25 protein-coding genes are annotated in these 22,953 nt (G+C 57.0%); 12 read left to right on the forward strand and 13 right to left on the reverse strand.

Annotated features, from left to right (window positions below):
• The 3 genes from VI895_03835 to VI895_03845 all read right to left on the reverse strand — a co-directional run.
• Positions 1-229, reverse strand: a 229-nt coding sequence (locus VI895_03835; protein HLG18933.1) for a ribonuclease PH, incomplete at its 3' end; no start/stop codon positions are given.
• On the reverse strand, positions 226-930 hold the full coding sequence (locus VI895_03840) for an N-acetylmuramoyl-L-alanine amidase (GenBank protein HLG18934.1): 705 nt from the start codon (positions 928-930) through the stop codon (positions 226-228). The genes VI895_03835 and VI895_03840, both read right to left, overlap by 4 nt.
• The gene (locus tag VI895_03845; GenBank protein ID HLG18935.1) at positions 896-1,582 is read right to left on the reverse strand and encodes a CpsB/CapC family capsule biosynthesis tyrosine phosphatase; all 687 of its coding nucleotides are present in this window, start codon (positions 1,580-1,582) and stop codon (positions 896-898) included. Before VI895_03845 ends, VI895_03840 begins: the two co-directional genes overlap by 35 nt.
• 75 nt (positions 1,583-1,657) lie before the next feature.
• On the opposite strand from VI895_03845, the gene VI895_03850 reads away from it, so the two are divergent.
• The 5 genes from VI895_03850 to VI895_03870 are packed head-to-tail and all read left to right on the forward strand — an operon-like array spanning position 1,658 to position 6,740.
• Entirely contained in the window at positions 1,658-3,289 is a 1,632-nt protein-coding gene (locus VI895_03850; protein HLG18936.1) for an NAD+ synthase, read from the forward strand.
• Positions 3,286-4,182: an NAD(+)/NADH kinase gene (locus VI895_03855; GenBank protein ID HLG18937.1), complete on the forward strand. Its 897-nt coding sequence runs from the start codon at positions 3,286-3,288 to the stop codon at positions 4,180-4,182. The genes VI895_03850 and VI895_03855 overlap by 4 nt, the downstream gene beginning before the upstream one ends.
• On the forward strand, positions 4,179-4,919 hold the full coding sequence (gene recO / locus VI895_03860; GenBank protein ID HLG18938.1) for a DNA repair protein RecO: 741 nt from the start codon (positions 4,179-4,181) through the stop codon (positions 4,917-4,919). The genes VI895_03855 and recO overlap by 4 nt, the downstream gene beginning before the upstream one ends.
• The gene (gene mazG, locus VI895_03865; GenBank protein ID HLG18939.1) at positions 4,906-5,697 is read left to right on the forward strand and encodes a nucleoside triphosphate pyrophosphohydrolase; all 792 of its coding nucleotides are present in this window, start codon (positions 4,906-4,908) and stop codon (positions 5,695-5,697) included. The genes recO and mazG overlap by 14 nt, the downstream gene beginning before the upstream one ends.
• Positions 5,694-6,740 carry a methyltransferase gene (locus VI895_03870; GenBank protein ID HLG18940.1) on the forward strand — a complete coding sequence of 349 codons (1,047 nt, stop codon included), beginning with the start codon at positions 5,694-5,696 and terminating at the stop codon, positions 6,738-6,740. The genes mazG and VI895_03870 overlap by 4 nt, the downstream gene beginning before the upstream one ends.
• A gap of 70 nt (positions 6,741-6,810) precedes the next feature.
• Here VI895_03870 and VI895_03875 read toward each other — a convergent pair whose 3' ends face one another.
• The 4 genes from VI895_03875 to VI895_03890 all read right to left on the reverse strand — a co-directional run bounded on the left by VI895_03875 (position 6,811) and on the right by VI895_03890 (position 10,507).
• Positions 6,811-7,047, reverse strand: coding sequence for a hypothetical protein (locus tag VI895_03875; protein HLG18941.1), 237 nt, complete (start codon positions 7,045-7,047; stop codon positions 6,811-6,813).
• Positions 7,048-7,153: 106 nt separating this feature from the next.
• A complete protein-coding gene (locus tag VI895_03880; GenBank protein ID HLG18942.1) occupies positions 7,154-8,782 on the reverse strand; it encodes a hypothetical protein in 1,629 nt (542 codons plus the stop codon).
• Between the two features lie 26 nt (positions 8,783-8,808).
• Positions 8,809-9,762: a radical SAM protein gene (locus tag VI895_03885; protein ID HLG18943.1), complete on the reverse strand. Its 954-nt coding sequence runs from the start codon at positions 9,760-9,762 to the stop codon at positions 8,809-8,811.
• An 88-nt stretch (positions 9,763-9,850) separates the two neighbouring features.
• Entirely contained in the window at positions 9,851-10,507 is a 657-nt protein-coding gene (locus tag VI895_03890) for a type II secretion system protein (protein ID HLG18944.1), read from the reverse strand.
• 83 nt (positions 10,508-10,590) lie between these two features.
• On the opposite strand from VI895_03890, the gene glp reads away from it, so the two are divergent.
• The gene (gene glp / locus VI895_03895; GenBank protein ID HLG18945.1) at positions 10,591-11,817 is read left to right on the forward strand and encodes a gephyrin-like molybdotransferase Glp; all 1,227 of its coding nucleotides are present in this window, start codon (positions 10,591-10,593) and stop codon (positions 11,815-11,817) included.
• Between the two features lie 11 nt (positions 11,818-11,828).
• Positions 11,829-13,412: a glycosyltransferase family 39 protein gene (locus VI895_03900; GenBank protein ID HLG18946.1), complete on the forward strand. Its 1,584-nt coding sequence runs from the start codon at positions 11,829-11,831 to the stop codon at positions 13,410-13,412.
• 34 nt (positions 13,413-13,446) lie between these two features.
• On the opposite strand, the gene VI895_03905 is transcribed toward VI895_03900, so the two are convergent.
• The 5 genes from VI895_03905 to tolQ are packed head-to-tail and all read right to left on the reverse strand — an operon-like array spanning position 13,447 to position 17,646.
• The gene (locus tag VI895_03905) at positions 13,447-14,412 is read right to left on the reverse strand and encodes a Ppx/GppA phosphatase family protein (GenBank protein HLG18947.1); all 966 of its coding nucleotides are present in this window, start codon (positions 14,410-14,412) and stop codon (positions 13,447-13,449) included.
• A complete protein-coding gene (tolB, locus tag VI895_03910; GenBank protein HLG18948.1) occupies positions 14,391-15,707 on the reverse strand; it encodes a Tol-Pal system beta propeller repeat protein TolB in 1,317 nt (438 codons plus the stop codon). The genes VI895_03905 and tolB overlap by 22 nt, the downstream gene beginning before the upstream one ends.
• Positions 15,704-16,492, reverse strand: a complete 789-nt coding sequence (gene tolA, locus VI895_03915) for a cell envelope integrity protein TolA (GenBank protein HLG18949.1) — start codon at positions 16,490-16,492, stop codon at positions 15,704-15,706. The genes tolB and tolA overlap by 4 nt, the downstream gene beginning before the upstream one ends.
• Positions 16,493-16,533: 41 nt before the next feature.
• Entirely contained in the window at positions 16,534-16,953 is a 420-nt protein-coding gene (tolR, locus tag VI895_03920; protein ID HLG18950.1) for a protein TolR, read from the reverse strand.
• 3 nt (positions 16,954-16,956) lie between these two features.
• Positions 16,957-17,646 carry a protein TolQ gene (gene tolQ, locus VI895_03925; protein HLG18951.1) on the reverse strand — a complete coding sequence of 230 codons (690 nt, stop codon included), beginning with the start codon at positions 17,644-17,646 and terminating at the stop codon, positions 16,957-16,959.
• 54 nt (positions 17,647-17,700) lie between these two features.
• Between tolQ and VI895_03930 the strand changes: the two genes are divergently transcribed.
• Positions 17,701-18,243, forward strand: a complete 543-nt coding sequence (locus tag VI895_03930) for a GerMN domain-containing protein (GenBank protein ID HLG18952.1) — start codon at positions 17,701-17,703, stop codon at positions 18,241-18,243.
• Here the strand turns inward: VI895_03930 and VI895_03935 are convergent.
• Positions 18,170-19,621: a hypothetical protein gene (locus VI895_03935; protein HLG18953.1), complete on the reverse strand. Its 1,452-nt coding sequence runs from the start codon at positions 19,619-19,621 to the stop codon at positions 18,170-18,172. The two genes, VI895_03930 and VI895_03935, sit on opposite strands and share 74 nt — an antisense overlap.
• Positions 19,622-19,699: 78 nt before the next feature.
• On the opposite strand from VI895_03935, the gene VI895_03940 reads away from it, so the two are divergent.
• The 4 genes from VI895_03940 to VI895_03955 are packed head-to-tail and all read left to right on the forward strand — an operon-like array spanning position 19,700 to position 22,945.
• On the forward strand, positions 19,700-20,260 hold the full coding sequence (locus VI895_03940) for a hypothetical protein (protein ID HLG18954.1): 561 nt from the start codon (positions 19,700-19,702) through the stop codon (positions 20,258-20,260).
• Positions 20,257-20,913, forward strand: coding sequence for a cell division ATP-binding protein FtsE (gene ftsE, locus VI895_03945; protein ID HLG18955.1), 657 nt, complete (start codon positions 20,257-20,259; stop codon positions 20,911-20,913). The genes VI895_03940 and ftsE overlap by 4 nt, the downstream gene beginning before the upstream one ends.
• Entirely contained in the window at positions 20,910-21,809 is a 900-nt protein-coding gene (locus tag VI895_03950) for a permease-like cell division protein FtsX (protein ID HLG18956.1), read from the forward strand. The genes ftsE and VI895_03950 overlap by 4 nt, the downstream gene beginning before the upstream one ends.
• Positions 21,806-22,945, forward strand: coding sequence for a peptidoglycan DD-metalloendopeptidase family protein (locus VI895_03955; protein ID HLG18957.1), 1,140 nt, complete (start codon positions 21,806-21,808; stop codon positions 22,943-22,945). The genes VI895_03950 and VI895_03955 overlap by 4 nt, the downstream gene beginning before the upstream one ends.
• Positions 22,946-22,953 lie beyond the last annotated feature (8 nt).

Raw genomic sequence — 22,953 nt, forward strand, 5'->3', positions numbered from 1 at the left:
CCCGCCGTTTTCGGGTGTGCGTCGCCCGCGGAAGCATGGAATATTCGGCGGTGACCCAACCCCGTTTTTTCCCTTCCAAAAAGGGGGGGACACTCTCCTCCACCGAAGCGGAACAGAGGACCCAAGTGTTGCCCATGCGGATCAGACACGATCCCTCGGGATATTTAATGTAATTCGGCTCGATCAAAAGAGGTCGCAGGCCGAGTTCGTCGCGTCCGGGAGATCTCATGGCGACGGATTGTTGCCCGGCGAGCGAAAACGGTCAATAGCTGCGACGAGCATCGTTGCGGCCCGGTCCCACGTCGCGGGGTTTTCCCATCGGTTCCCCTCCGTGGAGGTGAGATAGCCCAGCTCCACCATAGCCGCCGGCATAGTGATCCCCAAAAGCGGAGCCAACGGCAGAGCGGAGATTTGCATCGTCGTTTCGGGATTGTCCTCCAAGAACTGGTCCGTCAACGCCGAAACCCATCGCCAGGACTCTTGGGTATACGCCTGGTGAGCGGACATGAGCGGCATGACGAGATCTTCCCGAAGTACGGACACCGAGCTTAAGGCGTAAATCCTCGCTCCTCGAACCACCGGATCGGGCGCCCCCGCCATGTGCAGGCTCACAAAAATTCCCGGACGATGACTATTGGCGAGACGCCTCCGCTCGTCGAGAGAAAGACCGTAGTCGTCGCGGCGCGTGAGAAACACGCTGATGTCCGATCGACCGGACAGGAGTTGCTCGGTGCGCTTGGCGACTTCCAGATCGACCGTCTTCTCCGAGATCGCGCCCATTTGCACGCCGGTATCGCTCCCGCCGTGGCCGGGATCCAGGACGATAGTAAAGCCCAACGCGTCCTGGGCATAGAGCGGCAAAATGGGAAAACTTCCGTAGACCGAAGCTGAGATACTAAGGAAGAGTGCAGAGGCGCTCCAGGCGTTCATCCCCACATTCCTTTCGAAGAAATTCCACGGCATCCCGAATTTCAGGGAGCTGCGAAGGGCGGTGAATATCGGTGGCCACCAAATCGATTCGATCGGCCTTCAAAAACGCCATCGCCGCGGACCGAAGCGCTCGGTGCGCCGACTTCGGAAAGCTCATGAGGTCCACCTGAATTCGAAAACCCATGTCGATATATTCCTGCACCCGCTCCGGATCGCGGATAATTCGGTTGTATCGTTCGGCGTGGGCGAGGAGCGGAAGGATTTTGGCGGCATGGAGCGTCTCAAGATACGTGGCGGCGGCCTTGGGAACGGTGATCTGCGGCAGCTCGATCAATTGGTATTTTTTCCCCTTCCAATCAAACGGGAACGTCTCGCGCTCCGGCGCCGAAAGCAGCTCGTAATCCAAAAGGCATTCGCGGCCGAGGAGAATCTCGATGGAAATGCCTTCCTTCCGAATCGCTTCCCTGACCTTTTCCGCGGCTTCGCGGATAGATGCAGCGGTGGGCGTATATCGACCCGGATAAAAATGAGGCGTGGCGACCACATGGGTAAATCCAATATCCGATAGGCCGCGCAATATACCCACCGAGTCGCCGACCGTCTTCGCTCCGTCGTCGAGAGCGGGGAGAAAATGCGCGTGGACATCCAACACGGCTGAAATCGTACCATCGCGTGCAACCCCTGTCGCCGTTTCCCGTCGCGGGGAAGGAGTGATATCCTCCGCGCCATGCGCGTGGCGCTGGCACAAATCAATACGTCCACGGGTGCGATCGATGAAAACTGCAAACGGATCGATCGCTATCTGAAACATGCCTCGGTCCGCGGCGCGGAATTGGTCGTTTTTCCCGAACTGGCGATCGTCGGTTATCCGCCCAAGGATCTTTTGGACCAAGACGGTTTCGTTCGGCGAAGCCGGCAAGCGCTCGATCGCTTGGCCGCCGACCATCCGAAAGAAAAATTCATCGTCGGTTTCGTCGACACCGGCGGAAAGGAAGGGAAGGGAAGGGCCAACGCCGCCGCCTATGTGGAAGGTGGAAAGATCCAGTTCATCCATCGAAAGGTGTTGCTGCCCAACTACGACGTGTTCGATGAGGTTCGCTATTTCGATGCCGGCAGGAATGTCGACGTCGTCAAGATCGGCGATCGGAAAATCGGCATCACGATTTGTGAGGACATTTGGAACGACGAATCGATTCTGGGGCGGAAGCTCTATGGCCGAAATCCGGCGGAAGAGCTCAAACAAATGGGGGCCGAACTCATTATCAATATTTCCGCTTCGCCGTATCACGATGGAAAAGAGCAGGTTCGCCGGAAACTGGTGGACGGTCTGATCGAAGATCTTCGCCTTCCGATCCTTCTAGTGAACCTGGTTGGAGGGAACGACGAGCTTCTTTTTGACGGCGGAAGCTTCGCGGCCGATGCACGGGGGAAAATTTTCTGCCGGGCGAAGGTGTTCGAAGAGGATTTGGTTTTCATGGATTTGGATTTGATGCAGGGGGAATTCCGCGACTGGCCCGAGGAAGAACAGGAGTGGATGTCTCGGGCGTTGGTCATGGGTCTTCGGGATTACGCAAGGAAGTGCGGATTTCAAAAGGTGGTGGTGGGTCTCTCCGGCGGGATCGACTCATCTTTGGTTGCATTATTGGCCGTGGAAGCCTTGGGACCCAAGAACGTAATGGGCGTCTCGATGCCGTCACGCTTTACCAGTCCAATGAGCCGGGAGGACGCGGAATCGCTGGCGAAAAAACTGGGCATTGAGTTTCTGACCCTACCGATCGACCCGATCGCGCAATCGTATGAAGAAGCACTGAGCGATGCATTTTCCGGGAAAAAACGGGATGTCACGGAGGAAAATATTCAAGCGCGCGTTCGGGGAAATCTCTTGATGGCCTTGTCGAATAAATTTGGTTCTCTTGTGTTGAGCACCGGGAACAAATCCGAACTGGCGGTGGGATATTGCACGCAATACGGCGACATGGCGGGAGGGCTGGCCGTGATTTCCGATCTGCCAAAGGAAAAGGTTTACAAAATGGCGCGTCATCTCAACCGGAAATGGAACGCGATTGCCGAGCGGGTTTTCACCCGGCCTCCCTCGGCGGAACTTCGGCCGAATCAAAAAGACGAAGATTCCTTGCCGCCGTATTCCGTTCTCGATCCGATTTTACGGCTCTACGTCGAGGAAATGGCCGGCGTGGAAGAGATTATGGGCGCCGGATTCGATCGCGCGACGGTTCAACGGGTGATCGACCTGGTGGACCGAAACGAATTTAAGCGAAGGCAGGCGGCGCCCGGACTCCGGTTGTCGGCCAAAGCTTTCGGGGTCGGTCGTCGGATGCCGATTGCTCGGGGGAGCGCATGAAGCTCCGCCGCGTCGTGGTCGTATATAAGAAGAGTTCGTACCAGGTTTATGCGCGGGAGCGGCGCGACCGGAGGTTCCTGAAGCTCCTTCGACAGAAACACGGCGTAGTCGGGCGTTTGGTCCGAAGCCATCGGGCGCACACGGAAGTGTTGGGTCACGTTCGGAGCGTTCTTCGCCGCCGCGGCATCGCCGTCGAGTTTATCTATCGGGCGCAGGGATTTTCGGAGCGGAAAGCGGACCTGGTGCTTACCGTGGGAGGGGACGGTACGTTTTTGGAAGCCTCTCACAGCGTGATCCATCGCCCGATCCTCGGAATCAATTCAAACCCGGAGGAGAGCGTCGGATTTCTATGCGGAACGACGGCAAGGCGCCTGGAGCGGATTCTCGATTCCATTCGCGAAGATCGCTTGCACCCGACGGAGTTGGCGCGGCTCCGGGTCCGTATGGACAAAAAAGTGCTGCCGGTGCAGGTGCTCAACGATGTCTTGATCTGTCACGCCAACCCGGCCGCGACCTCCCGGTACATCATGCAATTGCGAGGAATCCGGGAAGAACACAAGTCCTCGGGCGTCTGGATTTCTCCCCCCGCCGGCTCGACAGCCGCGACCGGCGCCGCGGGTGGAAGAAGGTTGCCCATTCGATCCCGGGCGTTTCAGTTTCTCGTGCGGGAAATCTACCACCCCACCGGCAAGCGATTTCGTTTGGCCGGCGGGATTGTCCGGCCGGGTGATTCGCTTGTCGTTTTTTCCAAAATGCGCGCGGGCAAAATCTATTTGGACGGCGCACATATTCATTACCCGTTTTCTATCGGTGAGCGGCTTCAGATCTCGGCGACGGCTCCTCCGCTCTTGGCATTCGGTCTCGACGGCAAACGGGGACGAAGGCGATCATGAGTCGGCCTCTCGAATCGATGGAGGCCGTCATCGTTCGGCAGGTGCCTTACGGCGAAGCCGACCTGATCGTGGGGTTGATGACCGATCTGCGTGGAAAACTCTCGGTCTTCGCCTCGGGCGCCCGAAAGAGCGTGAAACGTTTCGGGGGCGGGCTGGATCTTTTTTCATACGTTCGAGCCGACCTCCGCCCGCCGCGGGCCGCTCATGAACATTTATGGCGGCTGGAAAAAATCGAATTGATCGACCCTCATTTCTCGGTTCGGTCGAACCTGCGGGCGTTCGCCACGGCAAGTTATCTGGCGGAATGCATTTGGTCCTTGGGAGGCGAGGGAGATCCGCAACACCGGCTGTTCGTTTGGTGGAGAGAGACGCTGGCCGCCATGGAGCGCGATCCCGCGGCGTCGGACCGCGCCGTACAATTGGATTTGGAACTTCTCAAACTTTGCGGCTACTCACCCCGATGGAATGTCTGCATCGAGTGCGGCCGCCCGCCGCAGGGGAATCCGCTCTTCTTTTCCTTCGAACAGGGCGGTATTTCGTGTCAGAGCTGCCGCAAACGGGGAGAAGGGCGTTGGCTCGACTCCGCGACGGTTCGGCATCTTTACTCGGGCGAGTCGATGGAGCATGGCGAGGAAGACTCCATCCGCCGGACGCTGGATGCCTTTGTGACCCATACGCTGGGGCGGGAGCCAAAGAGCCAGCGTTTTCGAGAGGAGATTTTGCGTGAACGCGGGTGAAAAGTTCAATCGTTTGGTGGAAATCATGGCCCGCCTGCGCGGACCGGACGGCTGTCCCTGGGACCGCGAGCAAACGCCCGAATCGATCCGTCCGTATTGCATCGAGGAGGCGTACGAAGTTGTCGAAGCGATCGACGAAGGGGATCCCAAGAAACTCTCCGAGGAGCTGGGAGATCTTCTCCTTCAGGTGGTGTTCCATGCCCGCTTCGGAGAGGAAAAAAATCAGTTCAACGTCGAAGGGGTGATCGATTCGATCAACGAAAAACTCGTTCGCCGTCATCCACATGTCTTCCGGCGGAACAAAGGGGACGAGGCTTCCACGCCCGACGAGGTTCTGGAGAAATGGGCGAAGATCAAGAAGCTGGAAGGGCGAAAACACCTTTTGGATGGAATTCCCAAGGCTCTGCCGGCGCTTCTGCGCGCCACGCGCATGGGGGAAAAGGCCGGGGGTGTCGGCTTCGACTGGCCCGACGCCGAAGGCGTTTGGAAAAAAGTGGAAGAAGAGATGGACGAACTGCGTGCGGCAAAGGGTGATTTGAAAAAGACGGAAGAGGAGTTGGGCGATTTGTTGTATGCGCTCACGAGTCTCGCGCGGCACCTGAAGGTGGACGCCGAATCGAGCCTCCGCATGGCTACGGAGAAGTTCGAAAAACGGTTTCGGTGGATGGAGGAAGAAGCGCGGAAGCGGGGAGAGGAGCTTGCGGAGCTAACCGCCGACGAGCTGGATCGGCTTTGGAATCAGGGGAAAATGACTACCAGAGAGGTTGAAAAGAAGTGACGGGGCGGCTGTTGAAACGGGAACGATCGGGCCTTGTGCGCGCGGCTGTCGTTCGCTCCTTCGTCATCGGAATTCTCGCCACACTTGTGTTTGGTGTTGCGCTCTATCATCCCTTCTTCCAATCCCGCGTCCTTTCTCGAATGCCCTTTCTCTGGACTCTGATCCTCTTTCTTTACTGGGTGGTGCCGCTCCCGCTCTATCTCCTGACGTTTCTTCGCCATCCCGAGCGGCGGTACGATTCCGGGTCAAAGCCGCTTCTTGTTCTAGCGCTTGTCCGGAGACTTCGACGGGGAGGTTGGCACGGAATCCGGCCCGCTTTTCGTTCCTTCCACGCTCGGCTGACGCTTCTGAGTCTTCTGGTGAAGCTTTATTACCTGCCGCTCATGACTTCTTTTTTTTGGGAGCACACGACGTTCATTGTGGGCTGGTTTCAGCGGAGTCCGTCCTTAAGTTCGTTTACGCTGCAAGACTGGGTTTTGGGTAGCGGCTATTCGCTTGTAAACCAGACGATCTTCCTGATTGATACGATGATTTTTGCGTTCGGTTATGCCGTCGAACTGCCCTGGCTCAAAAGCCGGATTCGATCCGTCGAGCCGACGCTGCTTGGATGGACGGTGACACTGGCCTGTTATCCGCCGTTTAACATGGCGACCGACGTTGTTCTGAGTCGGAAATACGCCAACGTCGTTCTTCCCGATCTTTTCCGCGCGACGTTGAATATCGGCGTCCTGACCTGCCTGCTGATTTACCTGTGGGCCTCGATCGCGCTCTGGTTCAAGGCGAGCAATCTCACGCATCGCGGGATCGTCGCCCACGGCCCGTATCGATTCATCCGGCACCCGGCCTATGCCGCCAAAAACCTCTCCTGGTGGTTGGAGAGCCTTCCAAGTTTAACGAATCCCTCCAACATTCTTTCGATCGTGGGCTGGAACGTCATTTACATTCTCCGGGCGATCACCGAGGAACGGCACCTCAAAAAAGATCCCGCGTACCGCGAATATTGCCGCAAAGTACGATATCGATTCATTCCCGGTGTTGTCTGAAATGGATGCCGGTGGCGCAGGTTCGGAGCGGGCGTGGGGAGCGGAAGAATTCCAAGGATTGGGCCCCAGCTCAGTGTGCAGTTCCAGTTTCGTCGTCCAATTCGTTTCTGAGCTGTTGGATGGCGGAGCAGATATCATCCTGATACTCCCGTACCGCCTCGCTGATGCTTTCCCGGCACTCGTCGAACACGGCCTCGAGCTCGCTGCTCAGTGAATTTTTCTGGGAAAGATTCTTCATGGCTTCGTCTCCTGTTGTCTGGGAATAGGTATTCAAGCGGCGTACCAACGAGGCGCCGATATTTTCCATATAATATCGGGGTCTTAGGTAGTGTCGGCGCGGCGCATGTGGGTTGATCAGTTCGCCTGGGGTGGGACGGGAAGTTCCCAGCGAATCCAGGGACTTATGCAGTGCGTTAACGGAGGGGAATCACGCTCAAGCCGAGATCCAGATTGGTTTCGCCCTGAAGGGTGATGACCGTCTGGGCGTTTGCGGGCGCCAGGAGCTGAAGGACATGGGCGCCGGAGAGAAAAAGGGATCGGCTGATCGCCGCGGAATTCCCTGCCGTCGCGCTTTCCTGGATCAAGGGCCCGTCGAGCGTGATCGAAGAACCGTCGATGTCGATTCGCGTACCGCGGAGCCGAATATTGCGCGTCATGTCGGTGAGCGGATCTTTAACTTCAGGCTGGTAATTATATTTCGGGTCGCGTCCCAAGTAGTCGGTGTTATCGAGCGCAAGCAGGGCGCCAAAATCGGCGTACCAATTGAAAAAACTTCTGGCGGACGAGCTTTGAATGTTCTCGATTCCAGTGTCAGCGGAGGAAGCCAGTTTTTTCAGAAATGTAATTCCGCCACCCGTAACGTCGCCCGCGTTCGTGGCTGAGTACGAGGCCCCGCCCTGCTGTTGGAACAAATACAGGAGAAACAACGTCATTCCGCCTCGCCGGGCCAGGCTGTCGTCGCTCCCCGCCACCGTTTCGCAGAAATCTTTTCCCGCGACGACCGGCGATCCGGATCCGGCCAGCGACGTATGCTCCAGGCATTCGAGGTAGAACTTCGTCAAGAGGGGCGTGCAGGTCCCCCAGCCGACAAGATCTTCGGCAAGGTGCGCCATCCCCTCCGCCAAGAAGACGTCCTCGATATCGATCAGGTTTCCGCCCGATGAGGTGTAAAGCGGCAACGTCTTTTCGGAAAAATTGATGAGGTGAAGCATCTCGTGGGCGACCGTCGCGTTGACGAGGGGAACGGGGTTCGAGGCATCCGGTATCAGAACATACAAGATCTCGCCTTCGTTGCTTATGAGATTTCCCGCTTCCGCGGGAAGCAGATCGATCGGTCGGAAGAATCCGAGCTCTTCGCTTCCGATTCGAACTTCGTCCGAGAAAAAGACAATCACCTTTCCGTTTCCGTCGATGTCCGATTCCGTCCCGAAGAGGGCATGGAGCCGGGGGAGAGAGATCGTCGAAAAAGCCGTGACGGCGCTGTCAATCGCCGACTGGTCCACTGACGCGCTCACCCGGCTGTCGATGTAAAACGCGGCGTCATCCGAATCCGCCCGTAACGTGCCTTGTATGGATGTATTTTCCTCCCCGGCGAAAGGCGAAAAAATGTTGATGGTCGGCTGGATGGAAATCCCGCGTATTGCGGGGGAAGCCCGGCGGTCATAAAACCGACGGAGAAGATTGGGATCCTTGCGGAATGTCCGCCCGGCTTCTTCGAAACGCGCGACCGTGTCGCGATAACGTTGCACCTCGAGTTTCATGTCTCCCATGAGCTTTGCAGCCCCAAGTTCCAGAGAAGGTTCAACGGGGCTGTGCTGAAGAGTGGAAGGTCGTGAGGAAACCTGCGCCGCCGACGCGGTAAAGTCGATGCGATACGTCGACTGGCCTGTCGGAGCGGACGTGGGGGCCGAAAAGGCCACGAGCATATAATTTTGATCGGACGCGGTGGCGGTAAGCGTCTTGTTCGAGGAACCGCCGCGGGCATCCAAGAGGAGGACTTCGCCCTCCTGGCCGCCCGAGCAAGAAGAAAGGGCTCCCCACAAAAGAGCGAGTGTGCAAAATCGGCGGCTCAGAGAAACTCGCGAATTCGCTTGAGATCGACCGGCGTTTGGGCCTCGCCGCGACAACCGTACCAACAAAGGGTGCATTCCTGTTGCTGAAAACTCTTGCGGTGATCGTAGTCTTTCCAAAAGACGACGGGAGGCAATTCCGAACAGGGCTTGTACCATCCTTCGGGCGTGATCTGAACCCATCGCAAGCCGGCCGGGCATCCGTCGATCTGGTCATGCCCGTAATATCTCGGCATGAGCGAAAGGAAATAATCCGACGACCGAACGTTCTTGTACTGGCGTTTAAATTGAAGAATCTGATTGATGACGCCCGGGAAACGGGAAAGATTTTCCTCGGACAGATAATGCGTGTCGTTCATATTTTTGAGGTCGCAGTATGACGTGTACGAAATGCGGACGCCCCACTCGCGGGCCTTTTCCGCGGCCAGCAGAGTCTGGCTGAAGTTCTCTTCCATAATGATCCAGTTGAATCCGATGGAATCGAACCCGAGCTTGGCGACTTGGGGAATCAGGCTTTCCAGATGTTTCCACAGGCCGGGAATTCCGCGGCTCTTATCGTGCTGCTCATCCAGTGAATCCACGGAAAAGGAGATCTGGTTGAGTCCGGCCTTTTTCAGCTCTTTGGCCTTTTCTATGGTCATCAAAGAGCCGTTGGTGATCATGGCCACGTAACTGATCGGGACGGCCCGTTTGATTCCCCGAATGATTTCGGGAAGATTCGTCCGCAACAACGGCTCACCGCCCGTAATGTTCACCATCATCGGATCGATCGGCTTGAGGACCGGACCGTAATCGTCAATGACGTTCTCTTTCGTGGTTTTCCAATAGTCGCAAAAGTCGCAGGTGGCGTTGCAGCGCTTGGTGATCTCCAAATTCACGGAAATGGGCCGTTTTTGCGCCACATTACGGAGATATTTGTACGTCAACAGCGCTTTGTGAATATACATGCTCATGTTTTTTGGGGTGCCGGCCTTATCTCTTTAATGAGCCGACGTCAACGCCGTATTAATGCAGAAAACGCCGTATTTGTCGATGCTTCGATTACTCGCAAGCTCCGGCATCGCTTAGCACCGGGGGGATTCTCGCGAATATTGCTCCGGCGCCCGATGTTCCGACGAGGCCTTTTTCTCCCGGTTTTACGGTCTGAATCAATCCGCCACTGAGCGCTTCGATCTCTCGTGCCCGCGCCGTGGCTTCAAGATTCGGGTTCTTCAGAATGATCTGGAAGCTATGGTCGACACACGCAGTCGTGGATACACTTTGGCAGGCTGCGCAAAGCTTGGGTGAACCTGTGTTGTCGAACCATATGATGCAAGTTCTGTCGACGTTTGCCGGGGTACCGGAACAAGATGCGAAATCGATGTCAGGCTTAAACGGCAGGCTGGAGATCAGAATATCCGCCGCGGGTGCTGCAGAATCGCCGCAAAGATTGCCCGCATGATTGCTGTTTTCATCGACCCAGAGCTCGGCTGTGAGCGGGCCGCTGGTCGAGAACTTAATACAGGTCCAGTGGCTTCGCGCCGTGGCCTCCGATTGCGCTCTTGAGAGCAGGTTCTCAAGCCCCGACACGGTGGATAAGAGACGTTGTTTGGGAATGTATCCGCGCATCGTGATCAGGCCGGCGGAAAGAAGGATCGCGACAATGACCAACGTGATCATCAACTCGACCAGTGTGAATGCGCGCGGTTTGACCGTCATCCTTAATTTCCTCTAGAGTGCGGCCAGTCGGAAAATTCGAGAATGGCCGAAATCAGTATAACCGCATCCTTTTGGAGCCGCCAATGATCCCTTGGCGGGAAGCGGTTCAGAAAATTCTCAAAGAAACTCAAGCCGCGCCGACGGAACTCGTTCCGTCCGCCAACGGATTAGACCGGGTTCTGGCTGAAAATATCCGCTCCAAGGGGGACCATCCTCCGTATGCCCAATCGGCGATGGACGGCTTTGCCGTGCGGGCGGGCGAATGCAGCGAAGGGATGGAACTCGACGTCATCGGTGAAGTCGCCGCCGGTTCAGCCGGAGGCCGTTCTCTTTCGCCCCATCACGCCATTCGAATCATGACCGGCGGGGAGATCCCCTCCGGCGCCGATGCCGTCGTTCGAACTGAGGATACCGAGCCCATGGGGGAGGCGCGGATCCGTCTCACGAAGAAACCTCGATCGGGCGACAACGTCCGTTCACTGGGGGAAGATCTAAGGAAAGGAGATGAACTGTTCCGGCCGGGAACTTGGCTTGGGCCCCCCGAACTCGGAATGTTGGCCTACTTGGGTGTTCATCGTGTCCAGGTCGCTAAGCGTCCCATCGTCGCCGTTCTCCCGACCGGAAACGAGTTGGTGGAAGCCGAGGAAGCTGCTTTTTCGGAAAGAGAAAAGCTTCTTTTCAATTCAAACGGTCCGATGATTTCGGCCGCCGTCCGCCGAGACGGGGGAACGGCGGAGCAGCTTCCGATCGCCCGAGATAATCGTTCGCTTCTCCATTCGGCGCTGGCGCGAGGGTTGGACGCCGACGTTTTGATCACGTCGGGGGGAGTTTCGGTCGGGACATATGATTTTGTCCGAGACGAATTGGAAAAACTCGGCGTTCAGGTCGTTTTTCACCAGGTAGCGATCCGTCCCGGCCGGCCGATTTTGTTCGGAGTTCGGGAGAAACCGAAGCGGACATCGGTATTCGCGTTGCCCGGGAATCCCGTATCTACGTTCGTGACGTACGAAATGTTTGTCCGGCCGGCGCTGAGGAAAATGCTCGGCTGTGAGCCGTTCGAACACCCGACGTGCCTCGCGATGCTCGAAGAACCGATCAAGAAAAAGAAGCCGGGTCTCACTTTCTTCATACAGGGGATCGTTCGATTCAATAAAGGATCTCTTCTCGCCCGGCCATCCGGTAAACAAGGCTCTCATCTGCTCACTTCCGTTGTTCGCGCCAACGCCCTTCTCGTATTGGAGGATTCGCGAGCGGAAATTCCTGCGGGCGAAGTGATTCCCGTTATTCCGCTTCGAGATATTTCCGGCTAGACTCCTTCTCCTTGGCGGCTCAAACATTCGATTCGCGGATGGAACGGCGGCGGATTCTGCTCTGCTGGTTCGTCCCGCTCCTCCTCTACCTCAGCAACTTGGACGGCACATGGATTCAGGACGACCACTATCATGTGGAACAGAATCCCTACATTCGTTCCGCAAAACATATCCCGCGAATTTTGACGACAACCGTCTGGCAATCCACCTCCGAGGAAACGACCCGGTCGGATATCTACCGCCCGGTGTTGATGATGTCGTGGATGGCGGATCAATTCCTTTTCGGGCTTCGGCCGTGGGGCTTTCACCTCATCAATAACGTGTTTCATGCGGTGAATTGCGTACTCCTGTATGCGTTACTCCGAACGTTTCTGGGTTCATCAAGTTCTCTCCTGGGCGGCTTGCTCTTTGCCGTCCATCCGTTGGGAGTCGAGGCGGTGAGTTGGATCGGCGGCCGCCAGGATCTCCTCCTGGCTCTCTTGGCATTGTGCAATATTCATGCGCTCCTGAAATGGTTGAAATCTCCTTCTCCGATTTGGATCGGGCTCTACGCGCTCACCCTCCCGCTCGGACTTTTTTCAAAGGAGAGTTTCGTTCTCGTCCCCATTGCGGGAATCGCCGCGCTTCTGATTTCCTCCGGCGATCGGCGCGAAACGGCCGCTCGGTTGAAGAGTCCGTGCGCCGTATTGATCGGCGTTTTCATCGGGTGTTTCCTTTGGCGAAACGAAATTGTTCGTCGCTCTTTCTTTGAATTGTTATCGCCGGAGTTGTTCGGAAATGCTCTCGCTCTTGCAAAACGTTTCTTGTTACTCTTGTTCGTTCCGGCGGATTCGGATTTCCTGTTCCCCTATCGGGCGCGCTCCTTCGCTTGGATGTCGGCGGCCCTACCGTTTGCTCTGATAACGGCCCTTATCGCGAGTCTTATGTTTGCGATCCGAAAAAACACCGCCGCTGTTCTCGGCATTCTTTTCCTGTTGGCTCCGCTTGTGCCAGCAGCGCTTGTACTGGACCTGGTGGGAACGATCGCGGAGAGATACTTTTATCTCCCGATGGTTGGGATCGCTTTGCTGTTTGCCGCGTCGATCGAGGGTTTGGAAAAGCGGGTCTCGGTTCCACGATTGGGGGCCTGGATCGGGTGTCTGCTTCTCGTACTTTCCTTGGTCACGGTGGCGAGAAACCGGGAGTGGCGAGACGAAGAGACACTTTACCGGAGTTCCATCCAGCGGGACCCGTCGAATGAAGCGCCCTATTTTCTTTTGGCATGGCACTATCACCGAAGCGGAAGTTTTTCCCAAGAGATCGAAGCTTATCGGGATGGATTGCAGAGGAATCCCCGCCACTTCTCCATGCTGAATAACCTTGCCGTTCGTTTGACGGAGCGGGGGGAATTTGTCGAAGCGAAGGAGCTTTTAAAGCGCGCCTACGGTCTCTATCCCCGTGTGGCCCGGGTTTCCTACAATGTGGGTTATTTTTATGAACGAACCGGCGAGGTAAAGAACGCGCGAAAATGGTACGGCCAAGCGATCCAACTTGATCCCACGTACGAAATTCCCAAAATCGCCCTCCGTCGCCTCGGTACATCCTCTACTCCATAATTTGACGTTATTTGTTCGACGTAACGGGAGCGAATTACGAGAACCGAACCGGGGGAACGAAATTCCGCAACTTTTCGAAGAGCTTTCCAAACCGAATGCCTCGGTCGTACACTTCAAAAACGTCGTTTCCGAATTTCGGGTAGAGCCGTTCAATGATCAGCGAACCGGAGAGGATGACATCCGCGCGGCGCGGATCCAGGCCGGGGAGCGAAAGTCGTTCCTTCGCCGTCATCCGTGAGAGCGTATCCACCCAGCGATTCACCGTTTTTTGATCGAGTTTGTGACCGGCGATTTTGTCGGGATGATATTCTTTCAATTGCAAATCAACCGAAGCCAGGTGGGTAAATGTGCCCGCCGTTCCGTAATAATGATCCAGCGTTCCCAAAGGGGTCACGCGCGACAGCCGCTGGTCGATTTCCGCTCGGGCGGCGTCGAGTTCCGCTTCCGAGGGCGGATCCGATTTGAGATGTCCCTCCAGCACCTTGATCGTGCCGACATCCAGGCTGCGGCCGCCGTCGAATCGGTGTCCGATTCCCCACGTCACTTCGGTGGATCCACCGCCGATGTCCACCACCATCGAGCGGGCGTCGCCTCCCGGTTCGGTGGTCACCGAGAGATAGGTCAGCCGCGCCTCTTCGTTGGGAGGAAGGACTTCGATGTCGATTCCGGCCTCTTCCTGAATACGGGTAAGAAGAGCCGAACTGTTTTCGGCCTCCCGCACCGCACTCGTCGCCGTGATAAGAATTTCCTCCACCCCGAGCTCCTTTGCTTGTAGGACGAATTCCCGAATCGAACGACAAGCGCGTTCAATGATGTGATCTCCCAGCCGCTTCGTAGCACGAAGACCCTCGCCCAATCGCGGCATCGCACTCTCGTCGGCGATTACGGTGACTCGGCCCTCCTCGTCCCGTTCGGCGATCAGCATTAAAAGGGAATTCGTACCGAGATCGAGCGTGGCGATCTTACGACTCTTGTAAATCACTTGTTCAGCGGACCCCACTTCGGCATGAGGTGGTCGAAACTTCCGTTCGTCAGTTGGATCTGTTTCGATCCGTCCGGGCGCATCACATAGATTTGATACGATCCCTTTCGATTGGACGTGAAGGTGATCAGCTGGCCGTTGGGCGACCAGGAGGGTTCCTCGTTGTTGCGCGAGTCGTACGTCAGACGGACCATGCCGGAACCGTCGATGTTCATTGAAAAAACATCTACCTGTCCGTCGGTGTCCATTCCGGCGAAGAGGATTTTGTCTCCGCGCGGGGACCAGACCGGCGTCGTGTTGTTGGCTCCTTTATACGTCAGCCGCTGGGCGTTTTGGCCGTTTCGATCCATTTTGTAGATCTGAGGCGATCCATCCCGTGTCGAGACAAATACGAGGGTCCTTCCGTCGGGCGAGAACGAGGCGCTGACGTCGATTTCCCGGTTGTTCGTCAGTCGATCCCGGGTTCGGCCGTCCATCTCCAGCAAATAAATCTCGGAATTCCCGTCCTTGGTAAGTGTGGTGGCCAAAATGTTTTCGACGGGGGAGAGGGAAAGGCCGATCACCATTCCCTGCATGGAAGCCACGCGCGACGTGTCTTTTCGTCGAAGATCGTACTTCCAAAGTTGCGGAGTTTTACCGCCTTTGAACGAAGTGTAGTAAATCGAACGCCCGTCTTTATCCCACGCGGGGGAAAGCACGATCGATCGATCATCCGTGAGCTGTTCCAAATTGTCGCCGTTGAAGTCCATGGCGTAGAGTTCTTTGTGTCCGGCTCGCTTTCCGATAAAGGCGATTCGGGTATCAAACACCCCCTCCTCTCCGGCGAGCACGCGCATGATTTCGTTCGCGAATTTGTGCGCGATCTTGGGGACGTCGGAAACGGTTCCTTCATAACGCTTGGCCGTCAGTTCCTGCCGGAGCAAGACATCGAAGAGGTGCAGCTCGATCGTGAGGCGTTTGCCTTCCACGCGATACCACCCTTTCGTCAGAGCCAGAACATCCAAAACCGTCCAGCTGGCAAAATCGATGTCGGGGACGGCAAATCCTTTCTTGTTCGGATCCTCGAGAAAAGCTCCCTTCTCGATGAATCGAAACAGTCCCATCAATTCCAAATCGTCCCGCAGTTTTCGGGCGAACTGTTCACCCATGAGGTTCGGATCCTCGTCGCCACGAACCCGAACGGGGGGGACGATGGCGATGGGAAAGGACCGATCGGATACTTGCGTAATGTCGATATAGATTTTGGCCGAGGCGGGAGAGGGGAGCAGCCCCAAAAGCACAAAGAAACCCGCGAAAACCGACCCGCGTCTCATTTCATCTCCGGAACAAAGATGATGACAAACTGTTCCCGCATGACATCCTCCGCCAATTCTTGCGGAGGGAGAGGGAGCGGAGAAGATTTTCGGATCGCCCGCAACGCCGCGGAATCGAAAGCCGGATTTCCGGAAGTGGTGCTCACGGCCGACTCGAGAATGTTCCCGCCGGCGTCGATCCGAAAACTGATCTCCGCGCGAAGCCTGTTTCTCGCGTCGTCCCGCCGTTGAATCCACACAAAGTTGTTCGTGATCGCCTGCTGAACCTGTCTTTTGTATCCGCCGAAGATCGGATTTCCCCCCAAGATTCCCCCGACACCCCCCGGTCCGGCCGGGAGCCCTTCGGCGGCGCCTTTTCCGGCGGAAGGAAAATTATCGGCCCGCGGGCCCGGGCGCGTCTCGGGTTCGCGACGTACCGAAGCCAAGGCTTCCTCCATGGCCTTTCGTCGGGCGTTTTCTTCTTCGTCGGCCGCCGCTTTTTCCTTCGCGGCGGCTCGGTCGACCTTGGCCTTGTCTTCGGGCATCACCACCTTGGCCTCGGCCGGTTTTACGGGCGCGGGAACGTCGGGCGGCACGATCGGTCCGGGCAGTTTATTGGGGGCCGTGGCCTTGGGCATCTTGACCGTGGTGGCCCACATGACGTTCATGGGACCCGGGATTGCGGCGTCCAGATATCGGCGCGAAGCAAGCGTCGTTGTCATCAGCGTGAGCCCCAATGCCACCAAGTGCGCCGCCGTGGATACGGCGACCATCCTCTTGAATTCTGTGTCTTCAAATGCGTTCATTCGAACTCACGGGATTCGATCGGCCTCCAACCTCGGCACGATCAACCCCCGTCGTTCTCCTGATCCGTGATCATCCCCATCCGGTCGATCCCGGCGTTTTTCACCAGCGCCATCACTTTGACGACAAAGCCGTACGGCACGGTTTTATCGGCCCGGAGGTAGATCTCCTTTTTCTGCTTGTTCCGGAACACTTCTTTGAGTTTGACCGACAGGTCCTGCACGCCCACCTTGGTTTTCGCGATCGAAAGTTGTTGCTTCTTGTCGATCGTGAGAACCACATCTTGCTCGGTGACGGCGACGGATTTCTTTGAGCTGGTGGCCGGCAAATCGATGTCCACTTGTTGCTGAATCAAGGGCGCCGTGACCATAAAGATCACCAGCAACACCAGCATGACGTCGACGAAAGGCGTGACGTTGATCTCCGACAGCGGCCCGTGGTCGTTACGGGTGGAAATCGCCATCGTTCATGCGGCGCCGAGCTGGCGCTTGATAATGTTGAGGAAGTCGTTGGTGAACGTGTCCATCTCCCGCTGCAACGAGCGGATGTGAGCGACACAATAGTTGTACCCGATGACGGCGGGTATGGCCGCAAAAAGGCCGACGGCGGTCGCGATCAGAGCCTCGGAAATTCCCGGCGCCACGACGGCGAGATTCGTCGCCCCTGAGGCGCCGATATTGAGAAAGGAATTCATGATGCCCCAGACGGTCCCGAACAGGCCGATGAACGGCGCCGAGCTTCCCGTCGTGGCCAAGAAAGTCACCCGTTGTTCCAGCATCGCCTGTTGCGCAAGCGCGGTCCGCCGCAACGAGCGCTCCACGTTCTCCAGAATTCCCGCCACCTCGTCCGGCTTGAGTTGCACTTTGGCGCCGCCGGCGCTTTCCCTCGCTTTCAAAAGTTCCTGATATCCGGCCGCAAACACGGCGCCGACCGGGCAATACGTCATCTCCTTCGCTTTTCGATAGGCGGTTTCCATATTTTTCTGGTTCCAAAACTCTTCCAAGAATTTCTCGGAGTTTCTGCGGGAACGGCGCAAAACGCGGCGCTTGTGAAAAATAATTGCCCAGGAAATGATCGAAAACGCGATGAGCAGGAACAGGACGAACTTGACGACAAGGCCCGCATCGAGAACAAGCTTGAGAACGTTCAATTTCATGGGAAACCGGTACGACAGACCGTACCAAAAGGAGAAGCCCTGTCAAAAGGTCTCATGATCTTATTGCTGGTGGCGGTTCTGTTCTCGGCCGCCGTTTGGCAGCTGCTCCGCTTCGGCGACCAGGATTCGCGCGAGTCTGCGCCCGCCGGAGAACCCCCTGCGGCCGTTACGCCGGCGACCGAGGCGACGATCACCGCATCCATTTATCTTCCAGCGAGAGATCTATCGAGAATCGATCTTTTTTCCGTTGAACTGCCGGACCGCAGGGCCGATCTCCAAAAGTGGGTCGAAGCTCTCTTTTCAGCCTTCTCATCTCCTCCCAGCAACACCGCTCTGCCGATTCTTGCCGCAAACACCGTCCCGCGACATGTGTTCGTGGATGAAAACCAAACGCTCTACCTCGACATGCCGGCGTCGTTCGCCGAGGCTCCGCCCACGGGGGCGGAGATGGAGATTCTGACGATCCAGTCGATCGTCCGGACGTTGACCGAAAATATTTCCGGAGTGAAAGCGGTGAAGATTCTTATGGAAGGGAGCGATCGGGACACGTTGTGGGGCCATGTGGATGTGAGGAACCCGATTGGGCCTCGTCCGTGAGACAGGCGAGGGTGTATTTACCTGCGGACCACCGAAGCTTCCACGTGCGGGGGGGCAGCGATCGGAATGCGGCCGCGCCGTTTTTCGAAGACGACAGCGTGCAAACCACGCAGGGGAACTGACCCCACCAATCGGATTCAGCTCTGCTTTTCCAAGGCGGAGGAGTTCGAAGGGTCGGCCGATCAAACACGATTCGCGGGTCTCCGTTCGTCAGTCCCCAGAGCGCCGTCCATCCGAGATCTTTTCGTTCCACCAGCACCCGCTGCTCATGTGTCATCGTTTTCAAAATAGAGTTGAGTTGTCTTGCGGCATCGATCGTTTCGGGCTGGACTTCAGCCGGCGGGAAAGCGGCCAGGCCGCAAAAGATCAAACCGATCGAAACGAGCAGCGCCATTCTTAACGGCCTCGTGATTTGAAGAATCCAACGGTCTGCGGCGATAAAAGCGAGTCCGGTCAGCAATGTGCACGGGATGAGGATGAGGCGTTCCGGAAACACGAGCGGATAATGCGAAAGCCTGAAGAGGGGGGTTAAAAGGGGAAGGAAACTCAACGCGATTACGACGAGAACCATGAGTGAAAGAGCAACGCGGATATGTCGCCGGAGAAGCCCTGAGGCGACCGCCACGAATGCAAAAACGACGAGGGGAAACGTACCGACGGCAAACCAAAAGAGACGATCTGCGATGGTGCTGGGCGTGAGATGCACGAAAGCAGCCGCTTGCACCATTCGGATCGGTCCGAGCGGATCGGCTTGCAATCCTCGCCACATGAGAAAGAGAAGAATCCCGCTCACGCCGATGGACGAGCGGGCCAATCGTTCCTTACGGGGTCGCGTCTTTTCAAACCAGACGAAGATCGACAGCACTACGGCCGTCAGCCAAACCTCGTAGCGTACGAGGGAGCCGATGCCGAGACAGAAAGCGCTCAAGAAACGGCTCCATTTCGACGCTCCGGACCAACCGTAAAGCGCGCCGAGGAGGAGGAAGAGTCCAAGCGTTTCGGAAAGAGGAACGCCCCCCAACCACAAGACGGCCGGTTGAAGCGACCAGAGGATGGAGCCTGTCCAAGCGGTTTCCCGGCTTGCCGTCATTCGCCGCAACCAGAGGTAAAAAAGGGATGAACAGCCGGCGGAAAAAAGTATGGTCAGACCCACGGCACTCGTCTGAACCGTTAGCCCCAAGCGCAGAGGTACGGAGTAAATCCAAAAATAGGCCGGGAGGAAGAATGGATCGGGAAACCAGGCCCAATGCTTCGCCGTCTGCACCGCTACCGAAACGCGGAGATATTCGTCCACGCTCAGAACCCGAAAGCCGGAGAGGAAGAGGAATGCCTGGATCACCAACCTCAGAAGTGCGACCCATGCTGCGTCACGTTTCATGAAGAATCCGTTTGAGAGTGGTAACATCCGTTCCCGATGTTGCCGGGCTTTAACCATAATATTCGCCACGAGGGGATATTGTTCCACGTTCAGACCGAAGACAACGGATTGAGCAATCCTGTCGTCGTGACCCACCTCTATGTCGGCGGAAATATTTTGGCCACGCGCAAACGGAGCTACGAAAAGTTTGCCGCCGTTCCGAGTCTGCAAGAGATTGTGTTGAGCATGATGAAAGATCAGCACAAAGAAATGATGAAGGATTTAGTGCACGGCCGAATCCGGAGCGCACTTCGTTTCTTGGCGGCACAACCGGCGGTTCGGGCTCCGATCGCCGTACGCCCGTCGACACCAACGAGTCCGCCCGCCGGCGAACCACCCGGTGTAAAACCGGCGCCCGCCGCGAAACCGTTTCCGCCGCCCTCCTCTGCAACTGCACCGGTCCGGCCTTCGGGCCCGATTCCGCCGCTGGGACAACGTCCCGCCGTGCCTCCGCCAGCCACGGCGCCGCGTCCTTACCGGAGGCCGGCATCGGTGACCCCGGCGGCGGCCGTGCCCACGCTTGATACGTCCGGTGTCGCGGAAAAAACATTGGATGAACTCATCCTGGAGTTTTTGGGTCAAGAGCAGACGAAGCCATGATTCAGATGTTCCATGTCTACAAGTCGTATCAGCGGGATACGGCGGTGTTGACGGATATCAATCTCAAAATTGAAAAGGGAGAATTCGTTTGTCTGACCGGCTCGAGCGGCGCGGGGAAAACGACCCTCCTCAAGCTGATTTTTTGCGCCGAACGCGCGAACGAAGGCCAAATCCTGGTGGACGGCCGGAACGTCGTGCGCCTTCGGCGGCATCATGTCGCCCAACTTCGCCGCTCGATCGGCGTCGTCTTTCAGGATTTCAAATTGATTTCCACGCGGACGGTTTTCGACAACGTGGCGATTACGCTCCAGATCCTCGGCTTCCGCCGCTCTACGATCGAGCACCGGGTCATGACCATTCTCCGTTTGGTGGGGCTGGACCCGAGGGCGCGGAGCATGCCGATCCGCCTGTCGGGCGGGGAACAACAGCGTGTGGCGATCGCACGCGCGCTGGTCAACGACCCGAAAATCTTGTTGGCGGATGAGCCGACCGGAAATCTCGATCCGGAGTTGACGATGGAAATCATGGAGTTGCTCCGCGAAATCAACCTCCGCGGAACCACGATCCTACTGGCCACGCACGACCGGCGGTTGGTGGAACACGTTCGACGGCGCGAAGTCGCCCTTCATGAAGGGAAATTGATTCAGGTATGAAAGCGCTCCGGATCGCAGGGTACTTGGTCGCCTCGGCGTTTCATTCCATCCGGAACACGGTTCTGCTCCATTTTGTCGCCACGGTGTCGATCGGCGTGGCTTTTCTCATCATTCTGGGGACGTGGGTTTTCTTTTACAACGCCAAATCGGCTCTGGTCGGATCGCACGCCCGAACCCATGTTTCCGCCTTCTACGAGCGGGGCCGGGATATTGCGGACATCCCGAAGATTCAAACGTCCTATTGCCGGCGAACCTATGTCCAGAGCTGTTTGTTTCGGTCCGGCGAGGAGGCCCGCGCGATCTTTGTGGAACAGAATCCGGATCTGAAAGGAGCGGTCGCCTCGCTGAAGCAGAATCCCTTCTCCGCATCGATTGAAATGGAACTTGATCCCGATTTTCGAGACCTGCGTGAAATTCAGCGCCTCGCCGCCGAATTGAAGACCTTGCCGGGCGTCGAAGCGGTGGACGACGGCGGGGAATGGGTGGGTCGCTGGGTCCGTTTGCTCGGCCTGGCCGATTGGCTGATGTGGACGCTTGGGATGGCCACGGCGTTGGCGATGATTTTTGTCGTCGCGAACACGATCGCCCTCGTCATTTATTCGCGGCGCGATGAAGTGGAAATTCTGCGCCTCGTCGGAGCCACCGATTTTCAGGTTCGCGTGCCCTTTCTTTTGGAAGGATTGATTCAAGGAGGGATCGGAGCCTTGTTGGCGCTGGGAGGTCTCCGACTTCTTCTGCTGCTGCTGCAGATTCATCTTTTTTCCGAGATCGGGAGTTTCGTTCAACTGATCGTCAAGCCGCCCTCCGTTCATTTTCAGATCGCCGCCGTCTTGGCCGGCGGCTTGATCGGTGTCGTCGGAAGCGCGGTCGCCACCGGTAGGTTCTTACGCACATGAGGCGCATGGGGGCGGCATGGATGTTTCTGCTCTTGGTTGCGCCGGCGGTTGGAGCCCAACCTCGGGTCAATTCGCAGCAAAAGAGTGTCGGTGATTTTGAAAAGAGACTTTCCGAACAGCGCCTGCATCTACAGCATCTGTCGAGCCGGGAAGGCGCGCTACTCCGGGAGTTCGATCAAGATTCCCGGAAATTGGATGGACTTGCGGAGGAGATTTCACGATTGGAAATGGAAGAGGTCGAAAACGAAAGGGATATTCGGGCCACATCGACCGAAGTGGAACAATTGAAATTTCAGATCGAATCCACGCAAGAGGAGATCGGCCGCCGCCTGCGGCGGATGTATATGGGAGGAACTCCCAACTATCTCCACCTTTACCTCGCCGCCGGGACACTCGAGGATTTGCGCGGGCGCAATCGCCTCGTCCGCCAGTGGCTCGCCTACGACCAGGAACGGGTGGATCAGTACAAAGATCGCGTACGCCAGCTGCAGAGTTTGCAAAGAAATCTGGAATCGGACCGCCGGCGCCAGGAAAAAACCTTGTCCGATCTAAGTCGGAACAAGTCGGAGTTGGACCGTGAGCGCGCCGTCCGGAATCAAATGTTGGCCATGGTTCAAAGCCAGCAAGATTTTTATAAACGAAGCATTCGGGAGCTGGAGGACGCGGCGAAGGATCTGGAACGTTTGGTCAAAACGTTGGAAGCGGCGCGGGCGGAACAGGAATCTCACTTCGCCCAAATGAAGGGCAAGCTCCCGCTTCCGGTGCGCGGCGCGCTGGAACAATCCTTCGGCCCGTATCTCGATACGCGGCTCAAGACCACCGTTCATCACAAGGGGGTCGACCTGCGGGCGAAAACGGGCGCGCCGATCCGCGCCGTATTTGACGGTCGGATCGTCCACTCGGGATGGTTCACCGGCTATGGTAAGATTCTGATTCTCGATCACGGGGGTGGATATTTCTCTCTTTATGCGCACGCTTCGAAACTTCTCAAAAAGGCCGGTGACGTGGTGGCGGTCGGAGAACCGATCGCGGAAGTGGGCGACACCAGTTCCTTGAAGGGGGCTTATCTTTATTTCGAACTCCGGTACAAAGGAATTTCCCAGGATCCGTGGCCTTGGTTTGCTCATGAACGATAACTTCCGAG

Source organism: Bdellovibrionota bacterium (assembly GCA_035292885.1).
In the GTDB taxonomy this organism is placed as follows: Bacteria; Bdellovibrionota_G; JALEGL01; order JALEGL01; family DATDPG01; genus DATDPG01.

What these genes read in the sequence shown, in the direction of transcription:
- VI895_03875 (HLG18941.1), bottom strand. Translation starts at nt 7,047, where the DNA reads ATGGAAAATATCGGCGCCTCGTTGGTACGCCGCTTGAATACCTATTCC.
- glp (HLG18945.1), top strand. Translation starts at nt 10,591, where the DNA reads ATGATCCCTTGGCGGGAAGCGGTTCAGAAAATTCTCAAAGAAACTCAA.
- ftsE (HLG18955.1), top strand. Translation starts at nt 20,257, where the DNA reads ATGATTCAGATGTTCCATGTCTACAAGTCGTATCAGCGGGATACGGCG.
- VI895_03930 (HLG18952.1), top strand. Translation starts at nt 17,701, where the DNA reads ATGATCTTATTGCTGGTGGCGGTTCTGTTCTCGGCCGCCGTTTGGCAG.
- VI895_03950 (HLG18956.1), top strand. Translation starts at nt 20,910, where the DNA reads ATGAAAGCGCTCCGGATCGCAGGGTACTTGGTCGCCTCGGCGTTTCAT.
- VI895_03850 (HLG18936.1), top strand. Translation starts at nt 1,658, where the DNA reads ATGCGCGTGGCGCTGGCACAAATCAATACGTCCACGGGTGCGATCGAT.
- tolQ (HLG18951.1), bottom strand. Translation starts at nt 17,646, where the DNA reads ATGAAATTGAACGTTCTCAAGCTTGTTCTCGATGCGGGCCTTGTCGTC.
- recO (HLG18938.1), top strand. Translation starts at nt 4,179, where the DNA reads ATGAGTCGGCCTCTCGAATCGATGGAGGCCGTCATCGTTCGGCAGGTG.
- VI895_03955 (HLG18957.1), top strand. Translation starts at nt 21,806, where the DNA reads ATGAGGCGCATGGGGGCGGCATGGATGTTTCTGCTCTTGGTTGCGCCG.
- VI895_03855 (HLG18937.1), top strand. Translation starts at nt 3,286, where the DNA reads ATGAAGCTCCGCCGCGTCGTGGTCGTATATAAGAAGAGTTCGTACCAG.
- VI895_03885 (HLG18943.1), bottom strand. Translation starts at nt 9,762, where the DNA reads ATGAGCATGTATATTCACAAAGCGCTGTTGACGTACAAATATCTCCGT.
- VI895_03935 (HLG18953.1), bottom strand. Translation starts at nt 19,621, where the DNA reads ATGAAACGTGACGCAGCATGGGTCGCACTTCTGAGGTTGGTGATCCAG.
- VI895_03840 (HLG18934.1), bottom strand. Translation starts at nt 930, where the DNA reads ATGAACGCCTGGAGCGCCTCTGCACTCTTCCTTAGTATCTCAGCTTCG.
- tolB (HLG18948.1), bottom strand. Translation starts at nt 15,707, where the DNA reads ATGAGACGCGGGTCGGTTTTCGCGGGTTTCTTTGTGCTTTTGGGGCTG.
- VI895_03890 (HLG18944.1), bottom strand. Translation starts at nt 10,507, where the DNA reads ATGACGGTCAAACCGCGCGCATTCACACTGGTCGAGTTGATGATCACG.
- tolA (HLG18949.1), bottom strand. Translation starts at nt 16,492, where the DNA reads ATGAACGCATTTGAAGACACAGAATTCAAGAGGATGGTCGCCGTATCC.
- tolR (HLG18950.1), bottom strand. Translation starts at nt 16,953, where the DNA reads ATGGCGATTTCCACCCGTAACGACCACGGGCCGCTGTCGGAGATCAAC.